Below are 22154 nucleotides of genomic sequence, written 5' to 3' on the forward strand. Positions count from 1 at the left end.
CTATTCGCCGTAAACCCTTTGGATCAGCGGGAGTTGAGAGAAGGTTCGCGGAGGGTCACCGGTACCAGCCGAACCGTTCGGCCATCACCGGCAGTCGTTCGGCGACGAGTGCATGGGCCGCCGCGCGGGGCGTGGAGCCGTCGGCCTCGGCGCGGGCCAGCATCCGGTCGATCAGGGCGCGCATCGAGCGACGGGTGTGCCCGAACGCCTCCTCGGCGTCGGCGCCGATGTCGCCGAACAGGGTCCACCACCACCAGGCGTTCGTACCGGAGTTGACGACCACATCGGGCAGCACGGTGATCCCGCGCCCGGCGAGCAGCGCCTCCGCCTCCGGCAGCACCGGCATGTTCGCCGCCTCGACCACCCAACGGGCAGTGATCAGAGCCTGGTTCGCGGCGTCGATGGCGTACGAGACCGCTGCCGGGACGAGCACCTCCGCCTCCTGGGCCAGCCAGGCGTCGGCGGGCAGCTCGCGGTCCCCTTCCCGCAGCGCACCGCGGTCCACCGTTCCGTACGCGTCGCGGGCGGTGAGCAGCGCCTCGACGTCGAGGCCCGCCGGGTTGGCGATGGTGCCCTTGATGTCCGCGACGGCGACGACCTTCAGCCCTGCCCGCGCCAGGAACCGCGCCGTCGCCCCGCCCATCGTGCCGAGCCCTTGGACGGACACGCGCGCCTCCGGATAGGCCACGCCCGCCCGGTCCAGCGCGGCGAGCACCGACTCGGCGACCCCGCAGCCGCCGACCAGCTCGTCGAGCCCGATGCCGTCCACCTCGACGGCGAACGCGTCGGCGAGCCGCTGCCGCGCCGCCGCCTCGTCGTCGAGCAGCGGATAGACGGCCTGGACCGAGGAGACGAGCCCGGCCTCGGCGGCCGCCCGGTCGACGAGGTCCTGCGTCAGCCCGAGATCCTCACCGGTCGTCCAGATGTTCTCGATGTACGGGCGCACGGCCCGCAGATAGCGCACCAGTACCCCGTACGCCTCCGGGGCCCGCGGGTCGCAGTCGATGCCGCCCTTGGCACCGCCGAGCGGTATGTAGCGGGCCTGTGCGTTGTCGGCGTCGAAGTGCAGAGCTTCCTTCATCGTCATACCACGGGCGAGTCCGGCCACCTCGTCGAGCGTGCAGCCCTCCCGCATCCGCAGCCCGCCGCTGGACACACCGCGCACCAGCCGGTCGACGACCAGATGGCCCTGGCGTCCGGTGACATGGTCCGTCCAGGTCAGCGAGATCAGCGGAGCCGGCGGGGCGGTCGGGGACGAGGGCGTCGTCTGCGTTGTCATCGGGGGGTCTCCTCGGTCACGGTGATCAGGGTGGGCCCAGGGGTGGTCAGGGCCCCGGACAGGGCGCGGGTGAGCGCCTCGGGTGAATCGGCGTGGACACCGTGGCCGCCGTACGCGCGGGCCAGCGCCGGGAGGTCGACAGACGGCAGATCGACCGCCGTGGGGGTGTCGCCGCGCGCCGCCATTTCGTCGCGGATCTCGCCGTAACCGCCGTTGTCGAACACCACGACGGGCAGCGGCAGTCGCAACTGGGCGGCGGTGGCGAGCTCCTGAACGGAGAACTGCAGCCCGCCGTCACCGCTCAGCGCCACCACCTGGCGGGCGGGATACGCGGTCTTCGCGCCGATCGCGGCGGGCAGGGCATAGCCGAGCGTGCCGAAGCCGGTCGGATGGAGATAGCGCCCCGCCGGACCCACCGGCAGATGCGGGATCGCGCCGTAGTAGCAGCACTGCGCACTGTCCGAGGTCAGGATCGCGTCCGCGTCCAGGACGGTTCGTACGGCCTGCAGATACGGCAGCCAGCGGGCATCGCGCTCCGCGGTCTCCGCGTCCCGCCCGGCGCGCAGCGCCCGTACGGAACCGGCCCGGTCCGGAGCCCCGGAGGCCGGTGCGCCGTGGGTCGAGGCGAGTTGCTGCCGCAGGGCTTCCAAGGTGGTGCGGGCGTCGCCGACGAGCGGCAGCTGCGCGGGCAGTCCCGCGTACATCTGATCCGGGTCGACATCGATCCGGATCAGGGTGGCGCGCAGCACCGGCGGCGCGGACCAGAGATCGGACTCGGCCAGTTCGGTGCCCACGGCCAGCACCGCATCGCATCCGGCCAGCCACTGCTGTACGGACGGGCTGTGCAGCGACACCCCGAGCGACAGCGGGTGCGTCTCGTCGACGATCCCCTTGCCGTTGGCGGTGGTGACCACCGGCGCACCCAGCTCCTCGGCCAGCGTCAGGCACTGCGCCGTGGCGTTCCTGGCACCGCCGCCGAGGACCAGTGCGGGCTGCCGGGCCGACCGCAGCGCCTGCGCCGCGTCCCGCAGCGCGGGCCCGGACGGGCAGGTCGCGGGAGTCGGCGGGGCGAGCCGAACCGGACCCGCCGGTTCCATCGTCTCCAGCAGATCGAGCGGCACCTCGATGTGGGCCGGGCGCGGGCGCCCGGTGCGGAACAGTGTGAAGGCGCGCGCCACTGCAGAGAAGATCTCCTCGACCGTCGACACCCGGTGGCTGAAAGCCGAGACCCCCCGCAGGGCCTCGGTCTGGCTGCGCATCTCGTGCAGCAGACCGGTCGACTGGCGCGGGTGACGCAGCGGCATGCCGGGCGAGACGACCAGCAGCGGCACGCTGTCCGAGTACGCCTGCCCGACCGCCGCCGCGATGTTCAGCAGCGCCGGACCGGTGGTGGTGATCGCCACACCGGGGCGTCCGGTGACCCGCGCGTACGCATCGGCGGCGTACCCCGCGCCCTGCTCGTGGCGCGGGGTGACATGTGCGATGCCGTACGGGTCCAGATGCCGGTAGATCTCCAGGTTGTGCGTTCCCGGAATCCCGAACGCCTGCGTCACACCGTGCTCCGCCAATGCTCGAACCACGGCTTCGCCACCGGTCAACGAGGTCGGCCTCGGCTGCTCGGACACGCCGCCTCCCGCCACTCACAGGTCGATTTACTGAATCGCCAGTCAGTATCGAGAGCCGGGAGCGCCCCTGTCAATCCGATCTTTGCTGAATCGGTGTTCAGTGGCGGAAGTGCGACCGTCAGGGGGCGGCGGGGCTCGGCACCTCGCACTGGTCCTTGAAGCCCTGGCTGGTCAGACCCAGTGCGGAGTTCGTCCGCGAGCGCATGTTCTCCACGGCGACCATGGTCGTCAGCTCCACCAGGGCCTTCTCACCGAGCGCGATTTTGAGCCGGTCCACCAACTCGTCCGTGACCTCCGGCGGGGTGAGGCTCATCGCCTCTGCGTACTCCATGACGTCACGCTCCAGCGGTGTGTACGCTTCGCTCTCCCGCCACACCGGCACCTCGCGCAGTTTGCGGGGGTCCATCCCGTGCCGGTGGTGCTCCCAGTAGCCGAAGTCCATGCACCAGCTGCAGCCCACGGTCGCCGCGGACGTCATCACCGCAAGGGCCTTGAGCTGCGGGTCCAGTGCCTTCCACCGGCCCACGGCCAGCTCGAAGCGGAGCTCGGCCCACAGCACCTTGGTGTGGTGGGCAGCGGCCCGAACGGGATCGATGACCTTCCCGTACGTACGGTTCGAATACCACGACACGGCGCGGAAGAGGAGGCTGCGGGGCGGGTCGAGCGAGATTCGGGCGGTCATGACGGGTCTCCTTCGGTTCGGCTCCGAGCCCGCCGCGCGCTCCCCAGGGGGCGCCGGCGGCTGCGGTCACGGATGCGACGGCCGGGGGCTGCCGGATGTGACATCGCAGAGCGGCGGATCGAGGAATCCTGCGACGGGTACGGACGTTGGTTCCGGCATGACGGGATTCGATGCAGAGCAGGACGCGCTCCTCCGGCTGATCACCGAGGAGGACGGCGGGGTGCTCGTGACGCTGAAGCGGGAAGGCCGGCCCCAGCTGTCCAATGTCAATCACTTCTACTACCCCGAGGAGCGCATCATCCGCGTCTCGATCACCGAGGACAGGGCGAAGACGCGGAACCTCCGGCGCGATCCCAGGGCGAGCTACCACGTCACCAGCAAGGACCGCTGGGCCTGGACGGTCGCGGACGGGACCGCCGAGCTGTCGCCGGTCGCCGCCGATCCGCACGACGCGACCGTGGAGGAGCTGATCAGGCTCTACCGCGACGTGCAGGGCGAGCACCCCGACTGGGACGACTACCGCAGTGCCATGGTCCGCGACCGGCGGATCGTCCTGCGACTGCACGTGGAGCATGTGTACGGGCAGCCGCGTGGCTGAGGCAGCGAGGTCCGGCCGTCATTCATTCCCCTGGCCGTCCCCTGCTCGCACCGTCGTACCCCCTGCTGACACTGAAACGACACCGACTCCCTCAGGAGATGTTGTGACCGGCGCTGACTCCCTGCACCCGCTTCGCACCCGGCACCGTACGCTGCGACCTGCCGCATTCGGCGCCGACCCTGACGGCGACCGCATGGAGCGCATCCGGCGCTCACCCAACTTCGCCGACGGCGTCTTCCAGAACCCCATGGGAGCGCGGAGCAGGCCGTCCGGCTCCATGCTGGAGTTCGCGAAGGTCTTCTTCGGCAAGGAGGAGCGGGCCCGCAGGACGCCGACGGGCACGGTACCCGTCCACGCCACCACGCTCGCCGACCTCGCCGCGCCGCCCGCCACGGGGCTGCGGCTCACCTGGATGGGTCATTCGAGCGTGCTGGCCGAGATCGACGGCCGCCGGATCCTCTTCGACCCGGTGTGGGGTGAGCGATGCTCGCCCTTCGCGTTTGCCGGGCCCAAACGGCTGCACCCCGTTCCTCTGCCGCTCGCCGCGCTCGGCCCGGTCGACGCGGTCGTCATCTCCCATGACCACTACGACCACCTCGACCTGCCGACGATCCAGTCCCTGGCGGATTCGGACACAGTCTTCGCCGTGCCGCTCGGCGTCGGGGCCCACCTGGAGCGCTGGGGCGTGTCCGCCGACCGGATGCGCGAGCTCGACTGGAACGAGACCACGCACATCGCGGGGATCAGCCTGACCGCGACCCCCGCCCGGCACTTCTGCGGGCGCGGCCTGCGTAACCAGCAGCACACCCTCTGGGCGTCCTGGGCCGTCGCGGGCCCGGAGCACCGGATCTACCACAGCGGGGACACCGGCTATTTCCCCGGTTTCAAGGACATCGGCGCCGAGCACGGCCCGTTCGACGCGACGATGATCCAGATCGGCGCCTACTCCGAGTACTGGCCCAAGAACCACACGGACCATACGCCGCTGCCGGGCGCGTGGCCGGACATTCACATGACGCCTGCGCAGGGGGTGCAGGCGCACTTTGACCTGCAGGGATCGAAGCCGCACGGTGTGCTGCTGCCGATCCACTGGGGCACCTTCAACCTCGCGCTCCATCCCTGGGCGGAGCCGGGGGAGTGGACGATGGACGCGGCCGAGGAGGCCGGCCAGCCGGTCGCGGTCCCGTGCCCGGGTGAGCCCTTCGAGCCCGCTGGCGTTCTGCCGGTCGATCGGTGGTGGCGCGCGGTCTCCCCGCCGATCGCCCACCCCTGGCGCCGTCCGAAGCCCGTGGACGTGCCCTCGCCCGACACCCTCCAGGGTGATCTCGACCTGGCCGGCGAACGCTGATCGCTACGGAGGGCGACTCGACGCCGCCTCCCATGTGCCGGTCGGTCTTATGGAGCGGCCCGACTGCAGAGCAAAGGCGGCGGGCCGCGATGGCAGGGGACGACGTTCCGGCCCGGCATCCGTGTTCGATCAGCCCATGCAGCGGGTCACGGCATCGGCCGTCTCGCGGTTCGCGAGGTAGCCGGCCGCCTTGTGGAAGGGGAAGGCGCCGATCCCCGTTCGGACATCGGTGGTCACCTTGTTGAAGCGCTCGGTGAGAGGCTGGGGGATCGCGACGATATCGCCGGGGTCCGCGACGTTGACCCAGGCGGCCGCCCCGTGCGGCCGTATCGCGGCGGGTGCCTGTCCCGAGATCGCATCGGCCACGTTCGCTGAGGGCAAGCAGGTCGGGCGGAGCCTGTGCAGGCTCCGCCCGACCCGGCTCAGGCCGGAGTGCGTCGCAGCACCGCGCCCGTTTCGGTCAGACACGACCATGCGACTGCGCAACTCGCCACGCTTGCCAGCACGCCGATCAGGGTGTCCGGGCCCGAGGCCCCGGTGGCGACCGTTCTCAGGAACATCACGGCGATGGCCAACTCACCGAGTCCGAGCAGGATGAGCCAGCCCACGCGCAGCGCACGAGGTGTCCTCTCCCTGACCCGTGCCGATCCCAGCAGGGCGGCTCCGCCGATCATGGCCGGGAGGGCCACAGCGACCAGCAGCGCGTACAGTACGGCGGATGAGGTGCTGGGATCGGTGTGGTCGATGTCCGCGGTGTCGGGCACCAAAGTGAACGCCACCTCCAGCAGGGCGACGTACGCGACCTGGCCGAGCAGCAGCACCGGCACGACTCGGCGGTGGAACACGGTCGTCATGCGTTGCTCCTTACCAGACGACCGCTCTTGATGATCCAGAGCTTGCCCGTCGAGACATGGCTCTTGCACGAACTCCGGGTTTTCTTGTACGACTCGGCCTTGGAGTAGCGGGCCTTGTAGTAGCGGCCGATTTCGCGCCCCTTCTTGTTGTTCTTGAGGTCCATCTCCTTGTCGACGCCCCGGGACTCGGATTCGTGGCGGGTCGCCACCTCGTACGCCGTCTCGTGGTCGACGAAGACCTCCATCAGGGCGTTCCAGTAGCAGTGCCGGAAGGCGTCGCCGGTGCCCTGGAAGAGGGTCTTGTCGGGGTAGAGATCCTTGGCGTACTTGAGAGCGATTTCCGCCTGGTCACGTGCCTTGGAGCAGTCGTACGGGTTCCAGAAGCAGTAGCTGCGCTCGGCGGGCGTCACCGTGTAGCTGGAGCCGCTCGGGTCGAGCAGCACCGGGTAGGCGAGGGTCTGACCAGCCGCTGGGGCAAGGGAGACGTCGACGTCCGATCCGTTCGCCTTCATGGTGACGGGGACCGTGGCGCCCTTGGCGTCGACCGCGACCGGCGCGCTGAGGAACGTGACCAGGTCACTGTTCCCGTCGGAGATCATCAGCGTGTTGTCGGAGACGGCCGACATCTCCTGGCCCGGCTGCAGGACGACCTTGTAGGTGAAGGTCTTCGGCGCGCCGGCGCTGCGCAGCAGGTGGAAGAGCTCGACCTGGCTGGCGCTGCCTCGCACGGCGATGGTGTCGGCATCCTTCTGGGTGCCGGCGTAGATCACCAGACCTGTCTCGCTCAGCTCGGCGGTCGCCGAGGAGGCCACCGGAAGGTCGATCAGCGTCTGGGACGCGCCGTCGGCGCTGTTGCCGGTGAGTGCGCCATCGGAGGACGCGGGCAGTTCCGTCGTGGCCGTCTGGACCGCGGAGTCCTCAGTCTCCGTCTTCTCCGGGTCCTCCTGCTCGACATAGCCGGCCGGGGTGTCGTCCTCGTCCGCGATCTCCTCGTCCAGTTCGTCGGTTTCCTCCAGCCCATCGGCGGAGTGCAGAAGGTCAGCGAAGTGGGTCTCGGCGATCTCGTTGACGAACGGAACCGACAGTGTTCCGGTGATGTTGCCGACCCGGAAGGTGTGCTCGGCCCAGTCCGACCAGGTGCCGGCAGCGTTCTTCACCCGCGCAGTCAGTGTGTGCGTGCCGCGCGTCGCGGGCGTCAGCGTGAGCGTCGCTTTCCCGGTGGCGAGGGTCGTCGTCTGCGCCGCGCCCTCGTCGAGACGGTACTCGGCAGCAGTCCCCTTGCCCGCGGGATCGGCGAGCATGAACGTTCCTGCAGTGCCTGTGTCCCCGTGCCACAGTCCGTCGGCCGGGTACGTCGTCGAGGTGACCGTGGGCGGGGCCGGGACGGAGGTATCCACGGTCAGGTTGCGCCAAGCGGACCAGGTGCTGTTCCAGTCGGTGCCGTCGTAGACGTTGACCCGCCACTTGTAGGCGCCGGCGGCCAGGGCGGGAGCCGTCCAGCTGCCCGCGGTGCCGGATGCGACGTAGGCCGAGGTGCCGGAGGCCACCTTGCTGGTGCCGGCGGAGTTCCACACCTCGAAGCTGAACCGCACGGTGTTGCCGTCGGCGTCCGTGGCCTTCGCCTGGAGCGTGGGCGTGGTGTCGGCGGTGACGGTGTCGGCGGCCGGGCTCACCGGACTCGCCGCGCCCGGCTTGGTGTTGTAGGTGACCGACAGGGCCGGCTCGGTCGGCCCCTGGGCGCCGTCGACGTAGTTGGCCGAGCGGAACCGGCGCCAGCTCTTGGAGTCCAGCTCGTCCACGGCCCTGATCTGCAGGCCGTTGTTGGTCTCGCCGTTCGCCCAGGACTGGGCGATGTCCTTGACGTTCCAGCGCATGAAGTTCGCCGGGCAGGACGCGCTGTAGCCGTAGGCGGCCTTGGAGACGACGGAGCCGGTCGTCGTGGTGGCGGGCTGGGCGCCCCAGGTCACCGCGCTGGGGTCCCAACTGCCCGTTATCCGGCGGACCTCGACTCCGGAACCGTCCGTGGCGCAGGTGGAGGACCAATACGAGTGCAGCCGCAATTCGGCACTGAGTATGTGCTTGCCGGCGTACTTGGCGACGTCGAACTTCACGTAGGAGCGCGCCTTGGTGGTGCCCGCGTCGTAGGTGCCGGCCTTCAGCTCCGCCGAACCCCGCTGCGAGTCAGGGTAGTTGGTGGCGACCCAGGTGTCGGTCGAGGCGGCCAGCGTAGTGGTCGGGTCGATGGTGACCGGGTAGGTCACCGCCGGGTCGTCGAGGAATTCCTGGCTCGGCTTGAGCACCAGGACCGTGCCCTCGGCTGTCTCCTCGACGGTGGTGGCTATCTCGGCACTCTTTGCCGGATCGCCCGAGCGCGGGTCCGTGCCCGTGCCCCACATCCGGGGTGCCGGGGCGCTGGCAACGAGCTTGCCGCCCGCGTCCTCGAGCCGCAGGTGCCGCTGGGCGGTCTTCTCCAGCTTCATGCCCTTGAGCGTCACCGGGAGCCTGAGCTCCACCGGTTCGACCGGACGCTCCTTGAGGATCAGCGACTCGGTGAACCCGTGTGGCAGCGCCGTTACATGAAGATCGCCGTTCGGCGCGACGGAACGGTAGACGGCGGTGTCCCCGTCGATCACCGGGGCCGGCAGGCCAGTGCCCCAGTCCAGCCCGAACGCCTGCTCCCCGTGGCTGACTTGGGCGAAGTCCCCGGTACCGCCGTCCGACAGCTGCACGTCGGCGACCGCAGTCTTCGGCTCGAGCCTGCTGCCGGAGTCGACGAGGTCGGTGTCGATCCTGTGCCACTGCCCGTTCTCCTTGACGCGGATCGTCCCTGAGGCGACGTCCGTGGTCGTCGTCCCGTCGGGGTTCGCCCACGTCGTCGAGTCCTCCGTGCGGGCGGAGAGCACCTCGACCCGCTGCCCCTGCAGGACCGCGACCAGCCTGGCTGCCCTCTCGTTCGGCGCCTCGGTGATCCGGTCACGCAGACCCGCGGCCGACTGTGTTCCGTCAGCCCTGTTCGTTCCCTCGTCGGCCAGGGCCACCGCGGCCGACTGGACGGCGAGCGCCAAGCACAGCGACAGCGACGTGGTCGTCGTTGCCGTAAATCGTCTTCGCACTTTTCCCTCAAATGGTCAAGCCATCGCCATGTTTTGGCAATGGTTGACCGATGATAGGAGGGTCAGCGGTTTCATGATCAACTCACAGGGTGCGCAAAAGGGAATCAAAGACTCTCCTTCCGTTGTGATGTTGATCATGATGGAAGGGGCAGTGGGTTCTGGTGCTGCCCAGCCGGCCGACTCACGATGCCGCCGGTATCCCGATCGGGCGATGCCCCTGGAAGCGTGCCGCCGAGCGGGAAGCGAAAGCGGCAACCCAGTGCGCCAACACCGTTCGGAATGCGCCCAGTACGCGGCAGCGGATCCAGGACTCACTCACGCACATTGGTGAGGAACGATTGAAGAGGCAAGTCCGTGAAGCCCGGAGTGAGGCAGAGCCCCGATCCTGCCCAGTGGCCGCCTTCGGATCACCGGAGGAGGGCCGCGGGCGCGGTGACTGGCGGTTGGCCGCCATCGCGCCCGCGGTGATGTACGTGCTTGCAGTTATCAGACGATATGTCAGGCGCCCGGCACCGGGAACGGGTCGAGGTCCGGCTTGAGGACCTGGCCGGACTTCGGCGTGACCTGGTCCACCAGGTAGGAGGTCACCAGCCCGTTGAGGGCCTTGCTCCGGCCGACCGCGCAGTGCTCGATCACGTCGACCGTGACCAGCACGGCGTTGCCGAGCTCCCGCTGCATGTTCTGGGAGAACTTGTACTGGGTGGCAGGGTCGAAGGTGTTGCCGATGACCATGACCGGGTTGGCGGTCTGCTTGTTCCACGGGCCGGGGTACTGCTCAGCGGCACGTGCGGGCGACGGCCAGGTCGCGCATGCGGGCGCGTCGTAGACCTGGTACCGGCCGAAGGTGGGGGCGTCATGCTCCCAGGGGCGGGCCAGGTTCGCAAACACCTTGGGGTTCGTCGGGTACGGCTTGTCCTGGCAGTTGACGCCGTAGTAGGAGTCGTCGGCGCTGTACGGGGAGTCGGCGGGGGCCTCACGCAGCGCCGCCGGGACAACCTTGGTCAGCCGGTCCGCCTCGTCCGTGGATACCGTCCCTGCCCCCGAGCGGAAGCCCTGCTGCGGGTTGATCGCCTCGTGCAGTGCCTGCAACGAGCGGGCCAGCGGTGCCAGTCGGGTCTGCGCGTACAGGGCGTCGGCGACCTGGCTGGTGAAACTGCTCAGGGTGACCTGCGAACCGCTCGGCAGGGTCACCGGGCTGGTGCGAAGGCGGTCGCGGATCGCGTCGAACTTGGCGCGGGTGTCGCCGTCGGCGAACGCACAGCGCGGCGCACCGGCGGTCTTGCAGCGCTCGAGGAACTCGTCCAGGGAGAGTTCGAAGCCGCCGGCGCGCTGCCGGTCGTACTCCAGGCCGTTGTGCAGGCGCAGCTGCGGGTCGACGTTACCGTCGATGACGAGGGCGCGCACCTTGTCCGGGTACATGTTGGCGTAGGTGGCGCCGATCAACGTGCCGTAGGAGAACCCGGCGAAGTTGAGCTGGGCGTCGCCGACGGCCTGACGCATGCGGTCGAGGTCGCGCACCACATTGATGGTGGACATGTGCTGGATGAGCGCACCCGCGTTACGGGCGCACGCGTCGGTGTAGTCCTTGGTGGCCGCGAGCGTGCCGTCCACCTCGGCCGGCGTGACGGGCACTCCGGTGATTCGATCGAAGACCGCGTCGGCCTCCTCGTCGGTCTTGAAGCACTGCAGCGGGTTGCTCCGGGCCACGCCGCGGGGATCGAAGCCGATCAGGTCGAAGTGCTGCATGACGCGGGGCTCGAACCGGGTCGTGGTGGCCCACAGGTAACCACTGCCGCCCGGACCGCCGGGGTTGAGGAACAGCGAACCGATGCGCTTTGCAGGATCGCCGGCCCGCCGCCGCATCATGGCGATGCCGACCTTCTCGCCTGACGGGTTCGCATAGTCCAGTGGCACCGGGTACACGGCACAGTCGTAGATCTTGGGGTCGGGCTTGGACGGGTCCGGGTTGCAGGGCGTCCAGACCACCGGGGCGACCTGCTGCCCGGTGGTGGCCGGCGCGGTCGCGGGGGTCGTTGCTCCGGAGGGCATCGCGGGTGCGGCCGACGCCGTGACGGCGCTGCCGGAAATGAGGGCGAAAGCGCTGGTGAGTGCCGCCGCCAGAACTGATATGCGAGACAAGGAACCTCCTTCGATTTCTCAAACCCGGTCAGCATGGCAGTACTTGAGGGGGCGGTAAAGATCGCGCGCAAGGCGTCGGGCCGGGTGCCCTTGCGTACCGCGGTGCTCTGTCACCTGTGCCGGGTTCATGCGGTACACGCCGTGCGGCGGGCTGACCGATGGCGGAGCTGGAGCAGTGTCAACGCCTGATGGTGCACGTCGGTTGGGGGCGGGACACGGGTCGCCGAAACCGCGGGACCCCTGGGGAACTCCCGGACTTGCGCGCCTTCCGCCTCGACCTGCCCACGCGGACCATCGAACTGGACCTGTCGTTCCGTCTCACTGAGAGCTACGAACTCGCCCGGTGGTCCGGCTGCCGGGCTGCCGCTATCAATGCGGCGTTATCGGTCTCTTGTGCGAGAGCTCATACCAGAGCGGGATGGATGGTGGGCAAGTTTGACAACTGCCCGTCGCAGGAGCCCGATTGGTGACTACTGTGTGTGGCCGGTGATCAACGCTGGGCTCATATCGTTCGAGCATGGCCGAGCGCTGACCCGAGCCTGACCGACGACCGTAGGTGCCACCGCATGAACGCCGATTCCTGGTGCCCCATGTACCGAGGACGCTGATGTCTCAACTTCGCGCACCTGAAGCGCGACCGGAACGCCGAGAGGGCGCGCGGCACGGCCGGCCGGGTGCCCGTGCCCACTCGGCCGCGGCCAGGCCGCGCGCCGCACAGCCGTCTCCTGACGCCCGCCTGTGCCCCCCGATTCTGCGTACCGCCCTGCTCCCGGCCATCGCCGTGATGCTGAGCGGTGCCGCAGCCGTCATTTTCACCATCCGTTCCACCGGTGCCCGCCCGACCATCCAACTGTGGACTGTGCTGGGAGGGTCCGGGGCGCTGGCCCTCGCCGCCGTGGTCGCCGCATTCCTCGGCGCCAACCGGGTCACGACCACCATCCTCGGCCGTTGCCTGGCCCTGCGCCGTGCCGGTGTCCAGGGCCAGGCCGACCTGCAGCGGCTGGTGGAGAAGCTCCGCAATGGAGAACCGGCGCCCGCGCGGCGCCCCCCGCGGCCTGTCGCCCCCGGCAGTGACGCCTTCGACCTGCTCGCCCAGGAAATGGGGCGTTCGCACGAGGGGGCCGTCGCCGCCGTCGTCCAGGCAGCACAACTCAGCAACAACTCCGGCGAGGAACAGCGGGTCGAGGTCTTCGTCAATCTCGCCCGCCGCCTCCAGTCCCTCGTCCACCGGGAGATCCAGCTGCTCGACGAACTGGAGCACGAGGTCGAGGACCCCGATCTCCTCAAGGGCCTTTTCCAGGTCGACCACCTCGCCACCCGCATCCGCAGGCACGCCGAGAACCTCGCCGTCCTCGGCGGGGCCGTCTCCCGGCGCCAGTGGAGCAACCCGGTCACCATGACCGAGGTGCTGCGCTCCGCGATCGCCGAGGTCGAGCAGTATCCGCGGGTCAAACTGGTGCCGCCGATCGACGGCACCCTGCGTGGTCACGCCGTGGCCGATGTGATCCATCTGCTGGCCGAACTCGTCGAGAACGCCACCGTGTTCTCCGCCCCGCACACCCAGGTGCTGCTGCGAGCCCAGCACGTCACCGCGGGACTGGCCCTGGAGGTCGAGGACCGGGGACTCGGCATGCCGGGCAACGAGCAGAAGCGGATGAACGCCCTGCTCGCAGACCCCGACCAGGTCAACGTCGCCCATCTGCTCCAGGACGGCCGGATCGGGCTCTTCGTCGTCGCATCGCTGGCCCGCAGACATGGCATCGCCGTCCGGCTGCAGAGCAACATCTACGGCGGCACCCAGGCCGTACTGGTGCTCCCGCAGTCCCTGCTCGGCGCCGACACCGAGGCACCCACCACGGCCGACGCCGTCCCGGTCCCGCCGCCCGGCCCCGTACACCGGCCGCCCGCCCAGGACGCCACGGCGCACCAGCGGAAACTGAGCCCGGCCCCGAACCGGCAGACCCAGGTGCCCAGTCAGCCGCTCCGCCTCCACCAAGCGTCCCAGCAGCCGCGAAGGCAGGGCGAGGGGCCACCGCTGCCGCTGCGCGCGGAGCGCGTCACCTGGCCCACGGTCGAAGCCCGACCCGGCATCCAGCGCCCGGACGACGCGCGTCCGGCCCTCTCGCCGGAGCCCGGAACCGTGCGTGGCACCATGGGCCGGCCCCAACTCCCCAGGCGTGCCCACCAGGAACACCTGGTCCCGCAGCTGCGCGAAGCCCCCGCCCCCCGTGCCGAGGACGAAGAGCCTCCTTTGCACGACCCGGGGCTGATGGCGTCATTCCGGCGGGGCATCGAGCTCGCCGACGCCCGGAGCGAAGCGGACGCCGATACCGCACAACCCCCGGTCGTCGCCGTCGACATGGCCGGGCCACCGGCCCGGCGGCCCCTCGAACCGCTGCCCGTCCGCGGAAGCACCGCGACCACCTCCCCGCTCCCTCCCGAACCGGACCCCCTCGAAACGAATACCTTGAAGGAGTAGATGCACCATGACGACCGATATGCCGTCCGGCCAGGTCGCCGACCTCGACTGGCTGCTGAGCGGGCTGGTACAGCGTGTGCCGTACACGCGCAGCGCGGTCCTGCTCTCCGCCGACGGGCTGGTGAAGTCCCTCCACGGCATGGACGCGGACAGCGCCGACCACATGGCGGCGCTGGCCGCCGGTCTGTACTCCCTCGGCCGCAGCGCCGGGGCGCGCTTCGGGGACAACGGGGAGGTCCGGCAGGTGGTGGTGGAGCTCGACTCGACGCTGCTCTTCGTCTCCACCGCCGGTTCCGGCACCTGTCTCGCTGTCCTCGCCGGACGCGAGGCAGATGCCGCGGTGCTCGGCTACGAGATGACGATGCTGGTCAAGAGCGTCCGGCCGTATCTGACGACCCCGGCCAGGCAAGCGGCCGGGGCGCCGAGCTTCACGGGGCTGTGAGCGTGCCGGCCGCGCAGGACGGGCCGTTGCTCGACGACGCCGCGGGCCGGCTCATCCGTCCGTACACCGTGAGCAACGGCCGTACCCGTCCGACCGCCGTGCTCGATCTGCTCTCCCTCGTGCGGGCCACCGGCACCGATCCGCAGACGCATCTCGGCCCCGAGCACTCCGTGGCGCTCGGGCTGTGCGGGGGACCCACTTCGGTGGCCGAGATCGCCGCGCATCTGCGGCTGCCCGCAGTCGTCACCAAGGTGCTCGTCTCCGATCTGGTCGACTGCGGCGCAGTCACCGCGCATCCGCCCGCCTTCCATGACATGCCCACCGACCGATCTCTGCTGGAGGCAGTGCTCGATGGCTTACGACGACAGCTCTGACGGCTTCGGCACCTTGGGCGGAGGGGACGCTCCCGGGGGCCCCGAGTGCTTCCCCGTCGCGCTCAAGGTGCTGGTGGCGGGCGGCTTCGGCGTCGGCAAGACGACGTTCGTGGGCGCCGTCAGCGAGATCGCACCGCTGAGCACGGAGGAGCTGCTGACCCAGGTCAGTGCGGCGACCGACAGCCTGGAGGGTATCGAGTCGAAGACCGCCACGACGGTCGCCATGGACTTCGGCCGCATCACCCTCGACGAGCAGCACGTGCTCTATCTGTTCGGCACCCCGGGCCAGGAGCGCTTCTGGTTCATGTGGGACGAGCTCTCCCGGGGCGCGCTGGGAGCGGTCGTGCTCGCCGACACCCGGCGGCTCGAGGAGTGCTTCCCTGCAGTCGACTTCTTCGAGCGGCGAGGCATCGGATTCATCGTCGCGATCAACGAGTTCGACGGCGCCTACCGCTACGGCCCCGACGAGGTACGGGCCGCGCTCGACCTTCCGCCCGAGGTGCCGATCGTCCTCTGCGACGCCAGGATCGCGAACTCGGGTACCGGAGCGCTGATCACAATGGTCCAGCATCTGATCAACGCCACCTCCGACCCCGCCCCGCTCTCCACCCTCGGAGCCCACCCGTGAACGGACGCACCAACGGCCGGCCGCTGCTGACCCCCGTCGACCGCGATGCCCCCGTCCGAGCCCAGCGGCTGCAAACGCTCGGACTCGGGGAACCGGCCGGTGGATCGTTCGACAGCTTCGATGTGTTCGCAGACAAGGTGGCCGAAATGACCGATGTTCCTTTCTCGATGGTCAACTTCATCGACGGGAACCGGCAGTTCTTCGCCGGACTGCACACGCCGGCCGGCACGCACACCGGTTCCGACCTGGGCGCCATGGCCGCGGGCAGTGGCCGTGGCGGGCGGTATGTGGCCCTCGATCACGGCTACTGTCCGCACGTCGTCGCACGGCGGAAGGCGCTCGTCCTGGACGACGTCTGCGACTACCCGAGATTCGCCGGCAATCCGGTCGTCGACGACATAGGCATCCGTTCCTATCTCGGGGCTCCGCTCATCGACCGTACGGGCATCGTGCTGGGGGCGGTCTGCGCCGTCGACACCGTGCCCCGCCCCTGGGGGCGGGCCGGTCTCGACATCATCAAGTCCCTGGCGCAGGAACTCATCGGCCACATCCACCGACGGGAGGACAAGGCCTTGGGGAACTTCGGAACGGAAAACAGAGGGAGCCGCTGATGATTCCGCATGGCCCGGCCCCGGACGCCGCGCAGACCTGCACTTGAGCCCCGGCACCCTGCGCGACGCGCGACGGCACCTGGGAATCCCGGCCGGGAAAGGCCATACCCGGCCAACCGCAAACCCGTCCCCCAAGCCCGGCCCCTCCGCCGCCCTCGAGGCCACTGACGACAACCGATCGAGCCAAGCGGGAAACTGACGTGCGATCGGCCCTCAGGAGTGTCACCCTGTCGGGTGACCTCAATCGAGATGACCTCCATCCAGGCCGCCGCAGCCCGAAACAATGCCGACTGGTGTGCTTCGGTCTGTCGGTCCCACGGCATCGCGGGGACCTTCGGCCAGACGGCCTGGTGGAGTTCCCGCCGCACGCCGCCGTACTACCCCGACGCCGTCACTCTGCGCCACGACGCGGTGCCGGCCGACTTTCTTGCTGAGATTGACACCACGGCCCCCGGGTGCTCGATCAAGGACAGTTTCGCCACGCTCGACCTCACCTCCAGCGGCTTCGTCGAACTCTTCGATGCCCAGTGGATCCACCGCCCAGCGGAACTCCCGGCACCAGCAACGTCGGCCCTGCGCACCGAGCGGGTCTCCACGGCAGCCCAGCTTCGCGACTGGCAGGCCGCTTGGCACGGCGGTGACGGAACCCCGGACGTCTTCCGACCAGCGCTACTGGACGATCCGGCTGTGATGGTGCTCGGCGTCCACGACGGCGAAGGCCTCTCCGGCGGTGTCATCCTGAACCGCAGCACGGGGCTGATCGGCCTCTCCAACCTCTTCGCCGTCAACAGCAGCGACGTTGCGGCCATCTGGTCATCAGCGATCGCCGCGGTCGCCGCCCATTACCCCGGTCTTCCCCTCGTCGGATACGAACACGGGGACGATCTCGCGCACGCACAGGCCGGCGGATTCGACACACTGGGCACACTTCGCATCTGGCTGCACGACTCCTGACCGGCAACTGTCCCCCGCCCAAGTGTCGGGGGACAGGCAGGCACCCTGACGACACGGTTCGTCGCGCCGCCGGTGCCTCGTGCCGGGAGGGGCACTCGTACGTGTGCGAGCCGCCGCCCGTGCCTGGAAGCCCGCGCTCAGACCTCGACCGTCGTGCCGTCCAGGAAGGTCAGCAGCACCGACTCCGCGTCGGCCTGTACCGCCACCGATTCACGCAGCGCCCGCGGATGGATGGTGTCGCGGGACAGCGCGACCAGCGAGACATGGATGCTCTGCCCGCCCGGATGCCGTTCGCTCCGGAGATACGGGATCGCGGAGTGCGGCCCGTACGCGTTGGACTGCACGTCCCGTGCGACGCCGGCCCCTTCCGCTGCCTCCTCGGGCGCCGCGCCCGCCGTGGTGTCCCAGCCGTACAGGGCGACCACGGCACTGGTCAGACCGTCGGCGGTGCGCGTCAGCGCCCAGCCGGGTCCCGACGAGGAGAACGGCCGCTCGGTGTGCGCGACCGCGTGACCGCCCTCCCGCACCACCGCACCCTCCGGCGCCTCGACCCGGTGCACCCGGATCTCCCACGGGCCGTGCAGCACACTCGTGGTTTCGATCCGGTACGTGCGATCGTCGCGGGGCAGCCGGGCCGCGTACCAGGACGAGGCGACGCGGTCCTCACAGCGCACCGGATGGATCCTGCGCCGTCGTGACGGGGTGCCGTCCGGGGCGAGGAGCGCCAGATGGCCGTCGACGGCGCGTGCCATGGCGTGCGGCGCGGACTCGGGCGCGGTCGCTGTCGAATAGGCGAGCTTCGCGTAGTGCGGGTCCTCCTCGCCCGTGTCCGCGTCTGTGTCCACGTCCGTGGTGTCGCCGGTGGCGGCGGGCGGGTTGTGGTCGCTGCCGTGGTTGATCAGCCGGACGATGCCGTCGTGCCGTGTGGCGTGCAGCAGCCATCCCGGTGCGGGCAGCGCGGTGTACTGGTCGGACTCCTCGACGGGGAGCGGGAGTTCCCGCTCCGTCCACACCGGGTGGTCTGCCGGGAGCAGCAGCCCGAGGAAGCCCTTGCTCGCCCAGTACGGGGAAGCGGGACCGGAGTACGGCTGGGTGCTCGGCAGGAACGTGTCGTACCAGCCGAGGGTCAGCAGGCCCCGCTCGTCCGGGACGCCGCGCTCCACGAAGTGCCGCAGGGTGCCCGATGCGAGCCGGCGTGTGAGTCCGGGTGCGAGCGGCGTGCACTCGGCCAGCGCTCCCATCCAGACCGGTGCGAGCGCCGCGAACCGGTACGTCAGCGAGCGCCCCTGGTGGACCGGCGCACCGTCGGAGCCGAAGAAATGCGGATAGTCCTGCAGGAACCGGGAGAGCCGCTGCCGGTAGACCTCGGTTCTGCCGCCGTCGTCGTCCGGGCCCGCTATCCGCGACCAGAGCAGCGGATAGAGATGCATGGCCCAGCCGATGTAGTAGTCGAAGTTTCGGCCGTCCCCGTCCGTGTACCACCCGTCCCCGACGTACCAGTCCTCGATCCTGTCCAGATTGCTCTCGATGTCGGAGCGGCTGTAGGGGGCGCCCACCGAGGCGAGGAACTGCTCGGACACCACCTGGAAGAGTCGCCAGTTGTTGTCCCAGGTGCGGCCGCCGACGAAGCCGGAGAACCAGTCGACGACCCGCTCCTGGACCCGGGTGTCCAGCTTGTCCCATATCCAGGGGCGGGTCTCATGCAGACCGACGGCGATCGAGGCGGCCTCGACCATCTGCTGCGAGCAGTCGGTGAGCCTGGGCCAGGCCTCGGTGGAGGCCGGGTCCGTGCCCGTTGCCAGACCCTGCGCGTAGCGTTCGATCAGTTTCGGATCGACGTCCCCCCGGGCTCCGGCGATACGGAAGGCTGCCATCAGGAAGGAGCGTGCGTATCCTTCGAGCCCGTCCGACACCACGCCCGACCAACTGGCCCGGCCGGGTAGCCGGTATTGCGCGAAGCCCGGTGTGGCGTACGGGACGAGCGCGTCGAGCATCCGGTCGGCCGAGGCCTCCCAGTGCGCGCGCGTCCAGCCGGTCCGTGAGGAGAGCAGCCGGTCGGTCGGGGGGAGGTGCAGGAAGGGCGGGGTCATGCGGGTTGTGCTCCTCAGTCCGTCAGGGTCGACGGTTCTACGGGCGGTTTGGGCAGGTTGAGCGCGGCTAAGGGCTGTCCCGTAATCCCTGGTGGATCAGCGCGCGGCGTCAGATGCGGTGCATCGCAAGGCGGAGGGGCGTCCTCATACTGGTCGTATTCGGGTGTTTCGACAATGCAGCGAGGTGCCGCAGCTGTCGTCGTGCGCCCGCCAGGGATTACGGGACAGCCCTTAGGGCGTGTTTCGAAAGTCCCGTCTGCCGGGCGGCGTCCGGCACGCACGCTCGCCGTGTTGTCGGGCTCGCCCCGATACGACCGGTATCGGGGCGACCCTCCGCCTTGCGATCGCACGCACCGGACGCCGCCCGGCCCGCCCTACGGGCGGACGACGCTACTTTCGAAACACGCCCCAGGGCACTTCAGCGGCTGAACGGGGACGAGGTGGGGGAAACGTGCATGCGTACTCCCGGAGGAAGGAGGGGAAGGCGGGTCACAGGTGCCTGCTCAGCAGAGGGTGGCTGTGTGCGTGTGACCGCGCGATCCGCCGACCGTGACGGTGAGGACGGGGCGACGGCCGGGTGTCACGGACATGGTGGGGTCGGCGGTGACCACCCTGCTCACCGGGAAGGGCAGTTCCACCGTGACCGTGGTCTGCGTGCGGCTCGGGTCGGCGACGGCGACGGTGAGTTGCTGGTCCCTGCGCTGGACCAGCACCGAGGCCGGTCCGGATGCGGTGATCCCGGCGGCAGTGGCGGCTGCCCAGAAGTTCACCGCGGTCAGCCCCTGCCTGCGGACCTCCACGGCCTGCGCGGTGGCGTCGTTGGCGACGATCCGGATCGGACGCGAGTGCGACCAGACGGCGGTCGCAGCCGCGGACGCGCCGGGCAGCAGGACATAGGCGTAGCCCGCATCGGTGGGGGAGACACCGTGATCGACCCAGAGCGTCACATAGCGGCGGGTGACCGGATCGGTGCTGCCGCTGGTGTCCGCCCCGGTGTTGAGTGCCCGCCAGGTTCCGGTCCGCTCCTCACGCAGCGCCTGAAGTGCGGTGGAGTCGGGGAAGACATAACCGCCGACGCCGTCGACATGCGCCCACCGGGCGCGGCCGAACTCCTTGGTCCAGCCCTGGTCCGCCGGCTGTCGGACGCCGTCGACCGTCAGCTGCTGCGTGCCGTCCGCGCCGAGATTGCGGTTCTCCATGACCGTCTCGATCGTGCGCCCGTCGCTCGCGGTGATACCCGCACCGAGCGCGATCACCGCATTGTCGAGCAGGAACCAGGATTTCCTGGCCCGCAGGGTGCTGCCCGAGGGACCGATGAGCTCCATCGCCGAAGCACCGTACCGGTCGTGGAGCACCGCTCCGCCCGCGACGGCGTTCGTCGGCCGGTAGGTGGAAGTGCCGGCGCCGGTGCCGAGATCGGTCCGCTGCCTGGTGTCGACCGTGGTGCCGGGCAGCCGGTACGGGTCGACGGTCGGCCAGAAGCCGTCGTTGAACTGCCCGAGATCGTCGCCGTCGTACAGATACGTCATGCCGTCGCCGGTGTACCAGCCGTGCAGATTCTCGCCGTTGCCGGCCTCGTAGGCCGAGATCCGCTTCGACGACAACGACAGTGCGCAGGCCCAGCGGGGCTGCCGGTGCACCACCCGGTCCATGTCCGCGAAGACGAAGTGACCGGTCGTGCGCGCCCCGGCGGGGATGCTCCGGTCATTCAGCACAGCCTTGGCGAGGGCCAGTTGGGGAAGGGTGGCGAGATTCGCGAACGGGGTGGTGCGGTTGCGGGTCAGCCAGCCCTTGGCCAGCGCACGCCAGCGGTCCGCGTACGCGGCGGGTGCGCCGGTCGCCAGGAGCAGGATCGCTGCGACGGTCGCCGCACCGTCCCGGTGGTCACCGGCGCGCTCCCGGGAGATCGCCCGGCCGCGTACCGCGTCCATCATCAGCCCGTCGAAGACCACCGGCGAGAAGGTCCGCTCGACCGCCTCGTACATCACGGAGACCTGGGGGTCGGCGACCGCCCACTCGGAGTCCGCGAGCAGGGACAGCAGATAGGCGGCGCCGCTGAGCAGCACCGTGCCGTACGTACCCGTGTACGCGACCACGTCGTGCTGGACGAATGACCCGTCCTCGTAGAAGCCGTCACCCGAACCCGTGTACCTGAACAGGCTGTTGCGTCCGGAGTCACGCACGTCGGAGAGCGCGTCACGGGCCGATGCCAGCTTGGCCGCGTCCCGGCCCAGCAGTCCGCGCAGCGCGACGATGACGGCCTTGTCGGTGCGGTTGGCACCCGTCTCGGCGAGCGTGGGGGAGTTGGTGCGCCGGTCCGCGTTCGGGCAGAACCGGTCGACCACTGCCAGATAGTCCGTCAGATCGGTGGCGGACAGACGCCCGCGCAGCAGGACGGAGCAGTCCATCAGTGCCCGCGGGGCGCCGATCTCCCAGAACCACCAGTTGCCGGTCTCGCGCTTGGCCGGGTTGTACGCCGTGTCGTACGTGAAGCGCAGCGCGGAGACGAGGGCGTCCGCCGCCTCCTCGCTGCCGGTCAGTGAGGTGCCGGGGGTGGCCCAGGCAGTCGCGAGCGTACGGAGCCGGGTGTAGCTCTGGCCGAAGTTGCCGGGGTCGGTGACCGGGGAGAGGTCCGGCCAGAGCGCGGTCCGCCCGGCGCCGCGGTCAAGTGTCTCCCAGAGGCCCTTCGCCGTGGTGTCCAGGGTGGCGACCGCGGCGGCGACATCGAGGTCGGACGGGTCGATCGCGCCGCCGGTCAGCAGGGTTTCGGCGCGCTGGAGGAGCGCGTCGAATCCCACGGTGCCGGCGGTCTCGCCGACCTCTGCGGGCTGCGCCTGCGCGGCGCCGGCCGTGGCGACGAGTGTCGTGGCGGAGGTGGCCGCGACGGCCGCGGTGGCGCCCGTCGCGGCGAGCAGGGTGCGTCTGCTGAGGTTCATGA

Annotated in this window: 17 protein-coding genes; 8 read left to right on the top strand and 9 right to left on the bottom strand. The window is 69.9% G+C overall.

All coding sequences use genetic code 11. The annotated features are described in order from the left end of the window. Window positions 1-55: 55 nt before the first annotated feature. From ACNPQM_RS24360 to ACNPQM_RS24370, 3 genes are all read right to left on the bottom strand, one after another. Window positions 56-1279, bottom strand: coding sequence for a Glu/Leu/Phe/Val dehydrogenase dimerization domain-containing protein (locus ACNPQM_RS24360; RefSeq protein ID WP_418085719.1), 1224 nt, complete (start codon window positions 1277-1279; stop codon window positions 56-58). Then, the gene (locus tag ACNPQM_RS24365; protein ID WP_418085720.1) at window positions 1276-2904 is read right to left on the bottom strand and encodes a thiamine pyrophosphate-binding protein; all 1629 of its coding nucleotides are present in this window, start codon (window positions 2902-2904) and stop codon (window positions 1276-1278) included. The genes ACNPQM_RS24360 and ACNPQM_RS24365 overlap by 4 nt, the downstream gene beginning before the upstream one ends. A gap of 118 nt (window positions 2905-3022) precedes the next feature. Further along, entirely contained in the window at window positions 3023-3586 is a 564-nt protein-coding gene (locus ACNPQM_RS24370) for a carboxymuconolactone decarboxylase family protein (RefSeq protein WP_358861911.1), read from the bottom strand. A gap of 157 nt (window positions 3587-3743) precedes the next feature. On the opposite strand from ACNPQM_RS24370, the gene ACNPQM_RS24375 reads away from it, so the two are divergent. Both ACNPQM_RS24375 and ACNPQM_RS24380 read left to right on the top strand, forming a co-directional pair. Beyond that, window positions 3744-4184, top strand: a complete 441-nt coding sequence (locus ACNPQM_RS24375; protein ID WP_358861912.1) for a PPOX class F420-dependent oxidoreductase — start codon at window positions 3744-3746, stop codon at window positions 4182-4184. Window positions 4185-4287: 103 nt separating this feature from the next. Then, a complete protein-coding gene (locus ACNPQM_RS24380) occupies window positions 4288-5532 on the top strand; it encodes an MBL fold metallo-hydrolase (protein WP_358861913.1) in 1245 nt (414 codons plus the stop codon). 129 nt (window positions 5533-5661) lie between these two features. Here ACNPQM_RS24380 and ACNPQM_RS24385 read toward each other — a convergent pair whose 3' ends face one another. The 4 genes from ACNPQM_RS24385 to ACNPQM_RS24400 form a co-directional block, all read right to left on the bottom strand. After that, complete coding sequence (locus tag ACNPQM_RS24385; RefSeq protein ID WP_418085721.1) at window positions 5662-5898, bottom strand: hypothetical protein; 237 nt, start codon at window positions 5896-5898, stop codon at window positions 5662-5664. 56 nt (window positions 5899-5954) lie between these two features. Next, entirely contained in the window at window positions 5955-6386 is a 432-nt protein-coding gene (locus tag ACNPQM_RS24390) for a hypothetical protein (protein ID WP_418085722.1), read from the bottom strand. Continuing rightward, entirely contained in the window at window positions 6383-9499 is a 3117-nt protein-coding gene (locus ACNPQM_RS24395) for a DNRLRE domain-containing protein (protein ID WP_418085723.1), read from the bottom strand. Before ACNPQM_RS24395 ends, ACNPQM_RS24390 begins: the two co-directional genes overlap by 4 nt. 498 nt (window positions 9500-9997) lie before the next feature. Continuing rightward, entirely contained in the window at window positions 9998-11638 is a 1641-nt protein-coding gene (locus ACNPQM_RS24400; RefSeq protein WP_418085724.1) for an alpha/beta hydrolase, read from the bottom strand. A 607-nt stretch (window positions 11639-12245) separates the two neighbouring features. Between ACNPQM_RS24400 and ACNPQM_RS24405 the strand changes: the two genes are divergently transcribed. The 6 genes from ACNPQM_RS24405 to ACNPQM_RS24430 all read left to right on the top strand — a co-directional run bounded on the left by ACNPQM_RS24405 (window position 12246) and on the right by ACNPQM_RS24430 (window position 17126). Beyond that, complete coding sequence (locus ACNPQM_RS24405) at window positions 12246-14117, top strand: ATP-binding protein (protein ID WP_418085725.1); 1872 nt, start codon at window positions 12246-12248, stop codon at window positions 14115-14117. A gap of 7 nt (window positions 14118-14124) precedes the next feature. Beyond that, entirely contained in the window at window positions 14125-14559 is a 435-nt protein-coding gene (locus ACNPQM_RS24410; RefSeq protein ID WP_358861916.1) for a roadblock/LC7 domain-containing protein, read from the top strand. Between the two features lie 2 nt (window positions 14560-14561). Further along, window positions 14562-14933, top strand: coding sequence for a DUF742 domain-containing protein (locus ACNPQM_RS24415; protein ID WP_358861917.1), 372 nt, complete (start codon window positions 14562-14564; stop codon window positions 14931-14933). Next, window positions 14911-15561 (top strand): GTP-binding protein, encoded by a 651-nt coding sequence (locus ACNPQM_RS24420; protein ID WP_418085726.1) that lies wholly within the window; start codon window positions 14911-14913, stop codon window positions 15559-15561. Before ACNPQM_RS24415 ends, ACNPQM_RS24420 begins: the two co-directional genes overlap by 23 nt. Then, complete coding sequence (locus ACNPQM_RS24425; RefSeq protein WP_418085727.1) at window positions 15558-16172, top strand: GAF domain-containing protein; 615 nt, start codon at window positions 15558-15560, stop codon at window positions 16170-16172. The genes ACNPQM_RS24420 and ACNPQM_RS24425 overlap by 4 nt, the downstream gene beginning before the upstream one ends. A 234-nt stretch (window positions 16173-16406) precedes the next feature. After that, window positions 16407-17126 (top strand): hypothetical protein, encoded by a 720-nt coding sequence (locus ACNPQM_RS24430; protein WP_418085728.1) that lies wholly within the window; start codon window positions 16407-16409, stop codon window positions 17124-17126. A 137-nt stretch (window positions 17127-17263) separates the two neighbouring features. Here the strand turns inward: ACNPQM_RS24430 and ACNPQM_RS24435 are convergent, their stop codons facing one another. Both ACNPQM_RS24435 and ACNPQM_RS24440 read right to left on the bottom strand, forming a co-directional pair. Beyond that, on the bottom strand, window positions 17264-19216 hold the full coding sequence (locus ACNPQM_RS24435) for a DUF2264 domain-containing protein (protein ID WP_358861920.1): 1953 nt from the start codon (window positions 19214-19216) through the stop codon (window positions 17264-17266). Window positions 19217-19719: 503 nt separating this feature from the next. Beyond that, entirely contained in the window at window positions 19720-22152 is a 2433-nt protein-coding gene (locus ACNPQM_RS24440) for a polysaccharide lyase 8 family protein (protein ID WP_418085729.1), read from the bottom strand. Window positions 22153-22154 lie beyond the last annotated feature (2 nt).

Origin of the sequence: Streptomyces sp. NPDC056231 (assembly GCF_048270745.1) — a bacterium.
GTDB lineage: Bacteria > Actinomycetota > Actinomycetes > Streptomycetales > Streptomycetaceae > Streptomyces.

Bases quoted from the DNA above. Each gene is read 5' to 3' on its own strand.
- ACNPQM_RS24360 (WP_418085719.1), bottom strand. From the start codon at position 1,279: ATGACAACGCAGACGACGCCCTCGTCCCCGACCGCCCCGCCGGCTCCG.
- ACNPQM_RS24370 (WP_358861911.1), bottom strand. From the start codon at position 3,586: ATGACCGCCCGAATCTCGCTCGACCCGCCCCGCAGCCTCCTCTTCCGC.
- ACNPQM_RS24375 (WP_358861912.1), top strand. From the start codon at position 3,744: ATGACGGGATTCGATGCAGAGCAGGACGCGCTCCTCCGGCTGATCACC.
- ACNPQM_RS24390 (WP_418085722.1), bottom strand. From the start codon at position 6,386: ATGACGACCGTGTTCCACCGCCGAGTCGTGCCGGTGCTGCTGCTCGGC.
- ACNPQM_RS24405 (WP_418085725.1), top strand. From the start codon at position 12,246: ATGTCTCAACTTCGCGCACCTGAAGCGCGACCGGAACGCCGAGAGGGC.
- ACNPQM_RS24410 (WP_358861916.1), top strand. From the start codon at position 14,125: ATGACGACCGATATGCCGTCCGGCCAGGTCGCCGACCTCGACTGGCTG.
- ACNPQM_RS24420 (WP_418085726.1), top strand. From the start codon at position 14,911: ATGGCTTACGACGACAGCTCTGACGGCTTCGGCACCTTGGGCGGAGGG.
- ACNPQM_RS24435 (WP_358861920.1), bottom strand. From the start codon at position 19,216: ATGACCCCGCCCTTCCTGCACCTCCCCCCGACCGACCGGCTGCTCTCC.
- ACNPQM_RS24440 (WP_418085729.1), bottom strand. From the start codon at position 22,152: ATGAACCTCAGCAGACGCACCCTGCTCGCCGCGACGGGCGCCACCGCG.